Source organism: Xenorhabdus beddingii (genome assembly GCF_002127545.1).
GTDB classification, from domain to species: domain Bacteria; phylum Pseudomonadota; class Gammaproteobacteria; order Enterobacterales; family Enterobacteriaceae; genus Xenorhabdus; species Xenorhabdus beddingii.
In genome coordinates this window covers 1-12,782 of sequence record NZ_MUBK01000026.1, presented here as the reverse complement: position 1 = coordinate 12,782, position 12,782 = coordinate 1, and the positions used below count along the sequence as shown (strand labels likewise).

Below are 12,782 nucleotides of genomic sequence, written 5' to 3'. Positions count from 1 at the left end.
TCAATTCATTAAAAAAGGTTAGTTATCACCGAATTTTCATGCCCGCTGTTGTCATTAAGACACGAAACAGTGTGGATACGGCGTATAAGGCCAGTACACTGCAAAGCCAAATTGTTACCATCCAGCCCAAGCGTTTCCATAGTGAAGGGCGTGATGGAGGGGTATCAGTGGTAACCTTGTTCATGGGTGATTTTTCCTCGGAAGACATAATAGCTCCAAAAGGTATAAGTCAAAATGATCGGGATGATAAATAGGGCGCCAACCAGCATAAAGCCCAATGATTGAGGCGGGGAGGCGGCCTCTTCATAGCTAATGAAAGGCGGGATAATGTTCGGCCAAATGCTGATCCCCAACCCACTGAATCCCATGAAAACCAGTAATAGTGCCGCCAGAAATGGGGTGTAATGGCGTGAATTTTGGTTGGTTTTTAATAGCTTCCAACTTGACCATAATGTCAGTAAGGGGACGGGAATAAAGAAAAACAGATTGGGCAGGCTGAACCAACGTTCAGCCATCGCTGAATGGGCGAGTGGTGTCCAGATACTGATTATGGCGATGATTGCCAGCATCAGCATTGTCAGGGGAGGTATAACGCGATACATCTGCTGTTGCAGATGACTTTCGGTTTTCATCACCAACCAACCACAGCCCAGTAAAGCGTAAGCGCTGACAAGGCCAAACCCACAAAATAGAGGAAAAGGCGCCAGCCAGTCGAAATAACTCCCGGTGTAAACACGATTTTCGACAGGAAAACCTTCAATCACGGCCCCAACGACGACACCCTGCATAAAGGTGGCGAGGATTGAACCGACAATAAATGCCTTATCCCAGAAGTGTTGATGCGTTGGCGTAGCCTTGAAACGAAATTCAAAAGCCACACCACGAAATATCAAACCCACTAACATCATGGTTAATGGGATTGCCAGTGCATCCAGAATCACGGCATAAGCCAGTGGAAAGGCACCAAATAACCCTGCGCCTCCCAGCACCAGCCAGGTTTCATTGCCATCCCAGACCGGCGCGACAGAATTCATCATCAAATCACGATCGGATTGTCCTTTAACCAGCGGATATAAAATACCGATACCGAGGTCAAAACCATCCATCACGATATACATCATGGTGCTGAATATGATGATCAGGAACCAAATGAGAGGAAGATCAATGCCCATTAGCTAACTCCTTATTGGGATTTTGATTGAGACCTTTACGGATAAGTTTCATCATATAGGCATAACCGACGCCAAAAACGGCGGTATAAACGACAAAGAAAATCAATAGGCTAATGCTCATGTGGATCTCGCCATGTGCCGATACCGCATCTTTCGTGCGCATCAAGCCATAAACCACCCACGGTTGGCGGCCAATTTCCGTGGTGAACCAACCCGCCAGAATTGCGATAAGGCCGGAAGGGGCCATGAAGAACATAAAACGGAGAAAGCGCCGATTTTCGTACAGCCGTTTTTTATGACGCAGCCATAATCCCCAGAACCCGGCAAAAATCATCAAGATCCCAAGCCCGACCATGACACGAAATGACCAGAACACCATAAAGACATTCGGGCGATCTTCTGGCGCAAACTCTTTCAGTGCCGGAACTTGTTTATCCGGACTGTGTGTCAGGATCAGGCTGGCAAGATAAGGAATTTTAACGGCGTAGCGGGTTTCTTCTGCTTTTTGATTGGGGATGCCAAACAGAATCAATGGAGTGGCTTCACCCGCGTGATTTTCCCAATGACCTTCCATTGCGGCAATTTTAGCCGGCTGATGTTTCAACGTATTTAACCCGTGCATATCACCTATCATGGCTTGTAATGGGGCAATAAACAGGATTATCCACATGGACATTGACAGCATTTTTCGCATGGCGGGTGAATCATTGCCTTTGAGTAAATGCCAGGCAGCAGAAGCGGCAATGAAAAATGCCGAAGCGAGAAATGCAGCGGTTCCCATATGCAGCAGACGGTAAGGGAAGGACGGATTGAAAATGACCGCCAGCCAGTCAACAGGCACGACTTGATGACCCACAATCTCATGGCCTTGGGGTGTCTGCATCCAACTATTGGAGGCCAATATCCAGAATGTGGAAATAATTGTGCCGAGCGCGACCATGCAGGTGGCAAAAAAGTGTAGTTTTTCGCCGACCCGATGCCAGCCAAACAGCATGACACCAAGAAATCCGGCTTCGAGGAAAAACGCGGTCAGCACCTCATACACCAGCAAGGGGCCGGTGATCGAACCGGCAAAATCAGAGAAGAAGCTCCAGTTAGTACCAAACTGATAGGCCATCACTAAACCAGAAACGACTCCCATACCGAAATTAACGGCAAAAATTTTTGACCAGAAATGGTATAACGTTTTGTAGTCTGTGTTGCGTGTTTTAAGCCATAAGCCCTCCAATACCGCGAGAAAGCTGGCCAAGCCTATCGTAATGGCCGGAAAGATAATGTGAAAAGAAACCGTAAACGCAAACTGTATCCTTGCGAGTTCAAGGGCATTTAACCCGAACATAGTGACCTCTTATTGAAATCTATTGGGTATATGGATAAACGAAGTTGTTAGAAAGTGAGGTAAGTAAAACATAGGGGTTTGGGGTATAATAGTTACAATTTTTCGTTTATTGACTATAACAGTTTGGGCGGGCGACAGTCAGTGAAGTGGAAATCCTATAGGGTTTTTACGATTAGCCATTTTCTGACCAACAAAGTGGCAATTTGAAAGACGACGAATATATCTTTAGTTTAGAAGGAATTATATTATGTTATCCAGAATGAGGTTTCTTAATAATGAGTTAACGGGAAGTAATCGGTTAACTCGTTCAATGTCCAGCCCAAATCTGACATCATTTTCTTTTGATGCTAACGCATCTTTAGTAATAAAAAATGCTTCCTCACAAGAAATATCCCATGCAGCAAAGAGCATGAAACTACAAATAGAAAAAGATAAATGGATGTATTTAGCCTGTAAAGATGAAAAATTAGATGATAATCAGAAAAAATGGAACAATAGAATTTTTTGCACAACGGATATGTGTGAAACTTGTATCAATGTAATACAGGATATTAAATATGATGCGAAGCACCAGCACAGGTGTTTTATTGCTTATTATAGGGGAGTTCCAGTGGGTATTGAGATAGTGTCTTATCCGTCTGATCCCACTCACTTACCTGAAATTGTTGTTTTGGTGACGCATTGCGGTCTTCAGGGTGGTGGTATTTTGATGGTCGAATATGCAGCCGATATATCACAAAATCTGGGAAGAGAAGGGGTCCGGATTTACCCCATGGGCGATAGTGAAGGTGTCTATCTTAAGATGGGATTTGAACATACGCCTGCGGGGGATATGGTATTAAAGCCCGCCCGAAGTAGAAACTGGGGGAAGGATAAAAATGGCCGTTATCGTTTTTTAGGTCAATAATTTCTAATTGGATTTTACGGGATGATTACCCTGTTTTATATATCACATACTTAATGTAATGGTTTTAGATGAGTCATTTTTATAAAAATATAATTGATTAATTAAGTAATGTTAAAGTTAGTCTGAGTTTAACCATGAAGAAAAGTGAAATTGGAAAAATTAAAAATATTTCTGAAAGTTTAGAAAATTATGAAAATAAATGTCATGGGAAATTAATTTCAACAAATTTTGTAAAATCGTATTGGGGAAAATATAAAAATCGGCAATGAATGGGTTGAAGAACAGGCCAGAGAACAAAATTCGTCGATTAAAATGAATGTTTTATGTGGAGAGAGATAATCGGTTTAGACGGTATCATATGAAACCCATTCGGTATAAATGACATTTCAAAATTGTAGAACACTTCCTTACTCCCCGCTGCGCGGGGAGTAAGGAATCTTCGGAATTTCAGTGTATCACTATTATGAAAATTTATTTATATCGACTTAACCGTCTTAAGAAAATTTTTAGCTGATGGGTGAGTAAGATATCGATACTTAAGGTATAATAGTTGAAATTTTTTATTAAATAACTATAACAATTAAGCCGGAAGCCTGATATATGACACGTTACGAACAATTGGCCGGAATGATCCGCCAACAAATAGAAGATGATATTTGGCAGGTGGGTGACAGGTTGCCATCACTGCGCGAATCGGTGAAATCGTCAGGGCTGAGCTTGATGACAGTGCTGCAAGCCTATCAATTACTGGAAAGTCAGGGCTGGATCGTAGCACGTCCGCAATCAGGCTATTATGTTGCTACCCGATTGCAATCCTTTGCGGCGGCAAAGGGAGGGAGGGAACTTAATTTAAGTGAAAATGTGGAGATCAGCGCTTCCATTTTTGATGTTTTGCAGGCATGCAAAGATCCGCTAATTATCCCTTTCGGTTCGGCTTTTCCTGATCCTTCTCTGTTGACCGAACCCAAATTGTCCAAAATACTGGCCTCTGTTGCCCGCCGCTTCGTTCCACACAGTTCACTGGCAAATTTACCCCCCGGCAATGAAAAGTTACGGCGTAACATATCCCGCCGATATGCTTCACAGGGTATCCATGTTTCACCGGATGACATTGTCATTACTGCGGGGGCGATGGAATCGCTGAGTTTCAGTTTGCAATCCGTGACTTCCCCGGGGGATTGGGTGGTGATTGAATCTCCGGCTTTTTATGGTGCCTTGCAAGCGATAGAGCGGTTGCGTTTGAAAGCGGTTGCGATTAAAACAGACCCACATACCGGCATTGATTTAGGGGCATTGGAAGACATTGTGCAAAAATATCCCATCAAAGCCTGTTGGTTGATGTCGCGTTTCCAAAACCCACTGTGCAGCACCATGCCACCGGAAAATAAACAACGGTTGGTGAACATCCTGAACCAGAATCAGATTGCCCTGATTGAAGACGATGTCTATGGCGAATTGTATTTCGGGCAGGAACCGCCGGCACCCATAAAAGCATGGGATACAGAAAATAATTTCATGCACTGTTCATCATTTTCAAAGTGTCTTGCGCCCGGCTATCGGGTGGGGTGGGTCGCCGCAGGAAAACATGCCAAGAAAATTCAGCAATTACAGATGATGAGTACTGTCTCTGCCAGTACACCCACACAGTTGGCGATGGCGGATTATCTGGCTCAAGGAGGATATGACAACCATCTGCGGCGGTTGCGGCGCCAATTGGAGCAGCGGCAGGGTCAGATGCTGAGGGCGATCGGTGAATATTTTCCTCAATCGGTGAAAGTGAATAGCGCCCGGGGCGGTTATTTTCTTTGGCTGGAGTTTGAACCGCCTTTCAATGCCAATCGACTATATCAATTGGCCCTGGCTAAAAATATCAGTATTGCGCCGGGCAGTATGTTTTCCACCAGTGCCCAGTTTGATCATGCCTTTCGCTTGAATACCTCATTTGCATGGAATGAAATTCAGGCTTCTGCAATGAAAGATTTGGGGGATCTGTGCCACATGATTTTACGGGAATGCGGGTAATCAATCACATTTCAACTCTTCCGATATTGTCGCAAGGGGAATTATTTGCGAATGTTTCTGTTAACAATTTGACACTGATTATCTTTTGGCCCTGTATACAACATAGAACAGCGTTGATAGAACAGCGTGAGGGAGTGGCATGAAAATGAAATGTTTCGATTATACAACATTACCAAGAGTGCAATGGTCTGAAGGGAAAGGTGAAACAAGGGACATTGTTTGCTGGCCTGTGTCTGATGATTTCGCCTGGCGAGCCTGTTTTACGACGATTCACCAAAGTGGCGTATTGGGGCAGTTTCCTGATATTGATCGTTCAATCGTTTTATTGAAAGGAAAGGGCGTCCGCTTGACCCGTCCGGGTTTTTTGGAGCATGAACTGGTGAAAAAGATGACCCCATTTAATTTTTCGGGCGATATTCTGGGACATGCAGAATTGTTGGAGGGTTCCGTCCAGTGTTTCAATATCATGACTCGCCGTTCATGTTGGACTTCCGATATTTCATTGGTGTCTGATGAACGTCTACTGCCGACATTGCACAGCGGCGTACTTTATGTTTTAAAAGGCCGTTGGGAAATGACAGGCGCAAATTGTGTCCAGCTTGCTTTTGGTCAAGGAGCATGGTGGCTGCCGGATATACGGGAAGGCGTGATTAAGCCATTGGTTGCGGATAGCCAATTATTGTGGGTTGATTTACGCCCGGTGGGATAATTGGATGCCCGTTCACCTTTTAAAACGACGCTCATTAATCAAAACTGACAGTGACCATTTTTTCGGTATCTGTCAGTTTAAAGGGGTTCAATCCTTAAAGTTCCACAAAATACCGCCTTACAATCTCCCTGCCAATCTCCATCGAAGCCGTCGCTGCGGGTGAAGGTGCATTGCAAACATGCAGGGAACGGCGACCTTTGACAAAGTGAAAATCATCCACCAATTTGCCCTCAGCGGTTAGCGCTTGGGCACGCACGCCGGCGGGTCCCGGTGTAATATCTTCCGGTTGCAGGTCAGGCATGAGCTGGCGGGCATTTTCGGTAAAAAGCCGGCGGGAAAAGGAACGTCGCATTTCTGCCATGCCTTCACAGAAATAACGGGTGGCGATTTTCCAAAATCCTTTGTAAGTCAGTACCTCTGCTAAATCCCGTGGATTGAAATCAGTTTTATGATATCCCTCCCGCTTAAATGCCAGCACCGCATTCGGGCCAACATCCCGTTTGCCATTGTGCATCCGCGTAAAATGCACGCCAAGGAAAGGGAAGTCAGGATTGGGTACGGGATAAATCAGGTGATTAACCAGATAATTCTTACTGCTGTCCAGAACATAATATTCCCCACGGAAAGGAATGATCTTCATCCCTGTCTCATAGCCTGCTAATCTGGCAATTCTGTCACTGTGCAAGCCGGCACAATTCACCAGCCATTTTGCCTGATAGCAGGCTTGCTGAGTCTGTACCTCAACATAATCACTATGTTCACGGATCCCCTGAACGGGCTGCTGATAATGAATCTCCCCACCTTTGGTTTGAATGAGTTCAGCCAATTTTGCCGCAATTTCCGGGTAATTGACGATCCCCGCATCTGGCACCAGGATCGCCTCAAGGCCGTTGACATAAGGTTCGCGTTCTTTCAGTTGGGCTTGTGAAAGGAGGCTGACGTCAAGGCCGTTTTTTAATCCTCGCTGGTAGATCTTTTCCAGCAACGGAAGCTCTTTGAGTTGGGTGGCAACAATCACCTTACCGCAACGGTCGTAATATAATCCGTGCTGCTGACAAAATTCATATGTCGAGTGGTTTCCCTGTTTCGCCAATTGAGCTTTTAAACTGCCGGGCATGTAGTAAATGCCGGAGTGCACAACGTTGCTGTTATGTCCGCTTTGATGGGCGGCCACGCCATTTTCTTTATCCAATATCAGCAAACGCAAGTGCGGATGCTGTTCTTGCAGGGCATTGGCGGTGCCAAGTCCGACCAATCCTGCGCCGATGATCATCACGTCATACATTGTTAGAATGTTCCTCATTGTTCTGATTTTCTACCCGTTTCAATTTATTGCGTAAGCCATGCATAAGCCCTGCGGTGACAATCAATACTATTCCGGTGAGGTCAGTGATCACGCCGGGTTTGATTAAAAGGATTGCAGCAATAGCGAAGAAAATTCTTTCTAACCAATGGGTTTTGTGCATCCAGAAATTGGCACTGGCAACGGAAAGCGCATAGATGCCAATCAAGGCAGTCAAAATCATATACCCAATGGACAGGGCGTTTAAATCATCGCCTTGCATCAATAATGCAGGGTTGTACACCAAAATAAAGGGAATGATAAAACCCGGTAGGGCCAGACGTACCGCATTCCATGACGTTTGCATGGGATCAGCACGGGCAATGCTGGCAGCCGTGTAACTGGCCAGTGCAACTGGCGGTGTAATATTGGAAAGTGCGCCAAACCAAAAAACAAAAAAGTGGGCGGCCAATGGCAAAACACCCGCTTTGATTAATATCGGTGACACTGTCACGGCGACGACAATATACAGGGCAGTCGATGGCAGTCCCATACTGAGGACGATGCAAACGATCATAACCACCAGCAGGATCATCCACAGTGTATTGTCGGTCAAGGAGACAATATTGAAAGCGAGGGTTGCGCCAATTCCGGTCATGGTGACAACACAGATAATAACCCCAATGGCGGCACAGGCGACGGTCACTTGAATGGCACCACAGGCGGCGTCATTCAGGGCAACGGCAATTTTCTTGGGCGTCATGCGCACCGAACTATCCGGCGTGATCCAGCTTGCAATGATTATCGCGATAATGCCGAGGAAACCCGCATAAATCGGGGTTTTTCCGGTCAATAACGTCCCGATCACGATAAATAGCGGCAGTAACAGCAGGCCACGGGCTTTCAGTACCGTTTTGACTTGCGGAATATTTTCCTTGTTAATGCCTTTCAATCCTTGTTTTTTGGCCTCCAGATCAATGGCGATAATCAGGGCGGTGTAATAGAGCAATGCCGGAATGATGGCAGCAATGACAATGGTGGTGTAGGAAATGCCCAAAAAACCCGCCATGATAAATGCGGCAGCGCCCATAATCGGCGGCATGATCATGCCTCCCGTTGATGCGGCCGCCTCTACGGCACCGGCAAAACGGGGGGACAGGCCAATATTTTTCATCAGGGGAATGGTAAAAGTGCCGGTTGTTGCAACATTGGCTACCGCACTGCCGCTCAATGAACCCGTTAAGGCGGAGGAGATAACGGCAACTTGTGCGGGACCGCCGCGACGACGCCCGGCTATTGCCATAGCCAGGTCATTGAACAAGGCCGTTGCGCCGCTGACACTTAAGAATGACCCAAACAGAATAAAAATCATGATTGCCGTTGATGCCGTGGAGAGAGTAATGCCAAAAATACCTTCGCTGGTCATGAATAAGCGGAATAAGAGGCGTTCAAGTGAGAATCCGGCATGTCCGAAAATTCCCATAAAATACTGGCCGAACAGGGCATATACGATGGCTAAAATCGATAAACCCGGGATGAAATAACCCGTTGTTCGTCTTGCTGATTCAAATAACACCCCCATACCAATGACAGACATCACATAGTCTGTGGTATTGGGGATGCTGTTGCGTACAACATGCAAGTCAGTGTAAGTGAAATAAAAATACCCATAACTGATCAAGGTGAGCAGAATAAACAGATAATCCCAATAATTGAATTTAGACGTCGAATAATGTTTGGAAATCGGAAACAGAATAAAGCCTAAAATCAGAATGCCACCCAGAAATAGGGCATTGCGATAAAACTCTTGCGTGTTGGATAATGCGTTGGAATAGATAGCATAAAGAGAGATGGCGATAGCCAGTATTGTCGTGAACTTCAAATAGAAACCGATTAAATGGCGGCTGCCTGATCCCGCTTCTTTATCCAGCCCAATGGTGGATGACGTATAATTCTCAGTATTCATAGTGACTCCACAAGATGATGATTAATGGCATGATGGAAAAATCAGGGTTAGCGGGTCGCAGTGTGAAGTTCTGGGGGCACAAGAACGTCGGGGATATCCAGGCCAATTTCACGATAATATTGATATGCACCAGGATGTAATGGCACAGAGACACCTTTCAGTGCATTTTCGGGCAGAATGTATTTTGCGGAGCTGTGGATTTGGTGGACTTCTTTCTGATTTTCAAACATCACTTTTGTTAACTCATAAATGATTTTTTCATCTATTTTGCGCGTCGTCATCAGAATGTTGGGCTGTGCGATAGTCTGAATGGGCTGTTTTTGGCGTGGATAAGTTTCGGGTTTAATGACGAAGTGAAACCATGAATTAGCGATGGCATTAATTTTTTCCAGTTGTTCATTTGTCACATTCAGAATGCGGGCAGGGACTCCGCTGGCATACATATCTGTGACGGCGGATGCCGGTACACCTGCGGGTAAGGCCCCGCCATCAAGACGACCATCCCGCATGGCTGAAACGGTATCGCCATAGCCAAGATATTCCGGCTGAATATTTTGTTTGCCAAGGTTGACCCCTTGCAGAATAATCAGGGTAGATTGTTCTGTACCACTGGCTTGTGGCCCGACAGAAAAACGCGTTCCTGCAATATCGTTTAGCGTTCCATCCTTAACTTTATCCTCCAATAAAACAAAGTGTTCAACATTCGGCCAAAGCACGGAAATAGAACGCAGATCCTGATAAGGGTGTTGCTCAAAATTTCGAACACCTTGATAAGCCTCAACAGCAATAAGACTCTGTAAGATAGCGAGTTGAGCTTCATTTTTTTGGAGTAGATCAATATTTTCAACGGAACCGGCAGAAGATTGTCCCGTAACCTGAATGTTTTCCGGCTTTAAATGGTTGCTCCAAATGTTGGCTAAACCGACTCCCATCGGATAATAAGTTCCGCCTGTAGAGGCGGTCGCTACAGAGAGGAAACGTTTATTGATATTTTCCCGTTTTCCTGTAATGGCCATAATAATCAAAGCAATGACGATAATAGCCGTCAATAACAGTTTTACTTTTGGGGAAGCCATCTTCTTTATTGTCATAACGTGGTTACCAAATGATGTTGTGTAATAGGTGATGTTATGTAATAGATGTTAAATGCTTGCATTAACTTGTATACAACATTACCGTTCGGGTGCAGAGTTTAATGTTGAAAATTTGTGATAGGTGTTTTGTATGCATCAAAAAAACAGACGAAAAACAGGAATTCACGGATAGATTTTTTAATGCTGGTGATTTGTAATACGGCTGCCTCGACTGCGTTTAACTTAATCTGTTATTGATTATTGAGGAGATAGAATCATGGCGACGACACACAATGAGATCCATCACTATAATATTCAAACCCGTTATGCAGGAATTTCCGTTATCGATACCGGCGGCAATGATCTGCCCGTACTTTTAATTCACGGAAATTCAAGTTGTAAAGAAGTATTTCGTCATCAAATTAATCAGTTAAAAGGGAAATATCGGGTTTTGGCGCTAGACTTGCCGGGGCATGGTTTATCATCAAATGCCAGCGAACCGCGTCAAGCCTATTCAATGCCGGGTTATGCAAACACGGTTATTGAAGTATTGGAAAAACTAGGCATTAACCGAGTGGTGGTTTTTGGTTGGTCATTAGGGGGTCATATCGGGTTGGAAATGTTGGCCTTATTTCCTAAGATGATTGGCTTAATGATTTGCGGGACTCCACCTGTATCGGTTGGTGCAGATAATGTGGCTAAAGGTTTCCGTCCCGGCGTGGGGCTTGCCGGCAAAGCAGAGTTCACAGAAGAAGATGTCAAAAACTTTGTATCTGATACCTATGGGGCCAATGCGCCTCACGAACCTTTTCTTGTTGAAGCCGTGATAAGGACGGATGGTTTGGCGCGGCAGTATATGTTTGAAGCCTTTCTTTCTCCTCAAGCTACAGATCAAAAATTATTGGCTGAAGCCAGTGAAGTACCATTAGCGATTGTTAATGGGGCCGATGATCCCTATATTAACTTTGATTATATTCATGGCCTGAACTATCAGAACCTTTGGAGAAGACGGGTATTTAATTTATCAGGTGTGGGCCATGCCCCTTTCTGGGAATCGCCTGAATTATTTAACCCGATTCTGGTCGAGTTTCTTGAAGGTTATCGATAAAATCAGGAACCCCATTGAATTTAAATCAATGAGATAAAAATGGTCGATGTTTGATATAAATATATGTTCACTAATGATAAGGATATTCTTTCATATGAAGAATATCCTTATTTTTATTTATAAATTATCAACACTGGAATTATATGCAAAGAGCCCACGCGCGCCCTTCTTTGGCTGGACAAATAGCCTTTATACAATATTCACTAATAGTTGGATTAAATAACTTGCAGAAAAGTGCGTTTGCGTTAGCTGTGAAAAGTACGCCTATGAATAATGAGGCTATAACGGCTGCTATTTTTTTGTTCATGATTTTAGTACCTTATCTAGTTAAATGTAAATATGATTAAAAACATAAAGATTAACTATGTGTGGTATATAGGTATTGACGTTAATATCAACGTCAACGCCCCATTCTTACAGGGATTCTGTGTTTTTAGCTATTGTTTTTTTGATTGCATTGATAAGCTGTTTATAGAATAGAAAAAATATTTTTTATTTTTTTATGGCAATAGATGATGACAGAATATATCTGAGGAGATTTATTGATATTTTTTTAATTTATTGAGGCGTTAATGAAGTATTTTATTTCTTGTGTGATATTCAACGGGGTTATTTACTTTGGTATTTTGGTTGATGGTTTTCATTTTTCAGATATTCAATTATCCACTTGTAATATACAAGTGGATAGATAATCTCTTTATTTTCGAGACAATTACTTGAAATTGATTGGATATAGATAAGTGCTTAGAAAAATGCTGACAAGTGTTCTTTCAATCGCTGAATATCCTGTGAAACCTGTGGGTTTTTTATCACATCATGGCAAGCAAACGTGGGGATGGGAGACATGCCCAAAAACTGGTTTGCTTTATCCGGTGCGCCTTATATCCTCATCCTTCAGGACGGGGATATAAGGCGCGGTTTTCCGACTAACTTGGTGTTTGCTGCTGCTCAATGTATTGCCGAATGATCGATATCGGTGCTCCATCACAACTGCTCGCAAAATAGCCCGGCGTCCATCCCGACCAGCTCAACATCAAAGTCAGCGCATACACTGGCAAAGTAACGGCGCCGCTTTTCTATAGCATCCTGATCAACTATTTTTCGGCGATATTTGGCAACAAATACCAAGTGGACATGCATCAGGAAAACGCAGTGTCTTCACCGGCGGATATCCGTTTCTTTTGTCATAGACCAAAGTATAATG

At 44.1% G+C, this 12,782-nt stretch carries 11 protein-coding genes and 1 pseudogene; 5 read left to right on the top strand and 7 right to left on the bottom strand.

Going from position 1 to position 12,782, the window contains the following annotated elements:
* Positions 1–25: 25 nt before the first annotated feature.
* From Xbed_RS14485 to Xbed_RS14475, 3 genes are read right to left on the bottom strand one after another with little or no spacing between them, the layout of a single operon-like run.
* Positions 26–184, bottom strand: coding sequence for a DUF2474 domain-containing protein (locus tag Xbed_RS14485; protein ID WP_086113619.1), 159 nt, complete (start codon positions 182–184; stop codon positions 26–28).
* Positions 165–1,172, bottom strand: coding sequence for a cytochrome d ubiquinol oxidase subunit II (cydB, locus tag Xbed_RS14480; RefSeq protein WP_086113618.1), 1,008 nt, complete (start codon positions 1,170–1,172; stop codon positions 165–167). Before cydB ends, Xbed_RS14485 begins: the two co-directional genes overlap by 20 nt.
* Positions 1,162–2,511 carry a cytochrome ubiquinol oxidase subunit I gene (locus Xbed_RS14475; RefSeq protein ID WP_086113617.1) on the bottom strand — a complete coding sequence of 450 codons (1,350 nt, stop codon included), beginning with the start codon at positions 2,509–2,511 and terminating at the stop codon, positions 1,162–1,164. Before Xbed_RS14475 ends, cydB begins: the two co-directional genes overlap by 11 nt.
* Before the next feature lie 247 nt (positions 2,512–2,758).
* Here Xbed_RS14475 and Xbed_RS14470 point away from each other — a divergent pair, with 247 nt between their 5' ends.
* From Xbed_RS14470 to Xbed_RS14460, 4 genes are all read left to right on the top strand, one after another.
* On the top strand, positions 2,759–3,418 hold the full coding sequence (locus Xbed_RS14470; RefSeq protein WP_086113616.1) for a GNAT family protein: 660 nt from the start codon (positions 2,759–2,761) through the stop codon (positions 3,416–3,418).
* Positions 3,419–3,552: 134 nt separating this feature from the next.
* On the top strand, positions 3,553–3,687 hold the full coding sequence (locus Xbed_RS20525) for a hypothetical protein (protein ID WP_279625529.1): 135 nt from the start codon (positions 3,553–3,555) through the stop codon (positions 3,685–3,687).
* A gap of 331 nt (positions 3,688–4,018) precedes the next feature.
* The gene (locus Xbed_RS14465) at positions 4,019–5,440 is read left to right on the top strand and encodes an aminotransferase-like domain-containing protein (RefSeq protein ID WP_086113615.1); all 1,422 of its coding nucleotides are present in this window, start codon (positions 4,019–4,021) and stop codon (positions 5,438–5,440) included.
* Positions 5,441–5,579: 139 nt separating this feature from the next.
* Positions 5,580–6,149, top strand: coding sequence for a HutD/Ves family protein (locus tag Xbed_RS14460; RefSeq protein WP_086113614.1), 570 nt, complete (start codon positions 5,580–5,582; stop codon positions 6,147–6,149).
* 94 nt (positions 6,150–6,243) lie between these two features.
* Here Xbed_RS14460 and lhgO read toward each other — a convergent pair whose 3' ends face one another.
* Genes lhgO through Xbed_RS14445 form a run of 3 tightly spaced genes read right to left on the bottom strand, consistent with a single transcriptional unit; the run spans position 6,244 to position 10,473 of the window.
* Positions 6,244–7,434, bottom strand: a complete 1,191-nt coding sequence (gene lhgO / locus Xbed_RS14455) for an L-2-hydroxyglutarate oxidase (RefSeq protein ID WP_086113613.1) — start codon at positions 7,432–7,434, stop codon at positions 6,244–6,246.
* On the bottom strand, positions 7,427–9,397 hold the full coding sequence (locus tag Xbed_RS14450) for a TRAP transporter permease (protein WP_086113612.1): 1,971 nt from the start codon (positions 9,395–9,397) through the stop codon (positions 7,427–7,429). The genes lhgO and Xbed_RS14450 overlap by 8 nt, the downstream gene beginning before the upstream one ends.
* A 47-nt stretch (positions 9,398–9,444) precedes the next feature.
* Positions 9,445–10,473, bottom strand: coding sequence for a TAXI family TRAP transporter solute-binding subunit (locus Xbed_RS14445; protein ID WP_086113661.1), 1,029 nt, complete (start codon positions 10,471–10,473; stop codon positions 9,445–9,447).
* A 274-nt stretch (positions 10,474–10,747) separates the two neighbouring features.
* Here Xbed_RS14445 and Xbed_RS14440 point away from each other — a divergent pair, with 274 nt between their 5' ends.
* Positions 10,748–11,578 (top strand): alpha/beta fold hydrolase, encoded by an 831-nt coding sequence (locus tag Xbed_RS14440; protein ID WP_086113611.1) that lies wholly within the window; start codon positions 10,748–10,750, stop codon positions 11,576–11,578.
* A gap of 926 nt (positions 11,579–12,504) precedes the next feature.
* On the opposite strand, the pseudogene Xbed_RS14425 reads toward Xbed_RS14440, so the two are convergent.
* A pseudogene (locus tag Xbed_RS14425) lies at positions 12,505–12,766 on the bottom strand (transposase).
* Positions 12,767–12,782: the final 16 nt, after the last annotated feature.

What these genes read in the sequence shown, in the direction of transcription:
- Xbed_RS14485 (WP_086113619.1), bottom strand. Translation starts at nt 184, where the DNA reads ATGAACAAGGTTACCACTGATACCCCTCCATCACGCCCTTCACTATGG.
- cydB (WP_086113618.1), bottom strand. Translation starts at nt 1,172, where the DNA reads ATGGGCATTGATCTTCCTCTCATTTGGTTCCTGATCATCATATTCAGC.
- Xbed_RS14475 (WP_086113617.1), bottom strand. Translation starts at nt 2,511, where the DNA reads ATGTTCGGGTTAAATGCCCTTGAACTCGCAAGGATACAGTTTGCGTTT.
- Xbed_RS14470 (WP_086113616.1), top strand. Translation starts at nt 2,759, where the DNA reads ATGTTATCCAGAATGAGGTTTCTTAATAATGAGTTAACGGGAAGTAAT.
- Xbed_RS20525 (WP_279625529.1), top strand. Translation starts at nt 3,553, where the DNA reads ATGAAGAAAAGTGAAATTGGAAAAATTAAAAATATTTCTGAAAGTTTA.
- Xbed_RS14465 (WP_086113615.1), top strand. Translation starts at nt 4,019, where the DNA reads ATGACACGTTACGAACAATTGGCCGGAATGATCCGCCAACAAATAGAA.
- Xbed_RS14460 (WP_086113614.1), top strand. Translation starts at nt 5,580, where the DNA reads ATGAAAATGAAATGTTTCGATTATACAACATTACCAAGAGTGCAATGG.
- lhgO (WP_086113613.1), bottom strand. Translation starts at nt 7,434, where the DNA reads ATGTATGACGTGATGATCATCGGCGCAGGATTGGTCGGACTTGGCACC.
- Xbed_RS14450 (WP_086113612.1), bottom strand. Translation starts at nt 9,397, where the DNA reads ATGAATACTGAGAATTATACGTCATCCACCATTGGGCTGGATAAAGAA.
- Xbed_RS14445 (WP_086113661.1), bottom strand. Translation starts at nt 10,473, where the DNA reads ATGGCTTCCCCAAAAGTAAAACTGTTATTGACGGCTATTATCGTCATT.
- Xbed_RS14440 (WP_086113611.1), top strand. Translation starts at nt 10,748, where the DNA reads ATGGCGACGACACACAATGAGATCCATCACTATAATATTCAAACCCGT.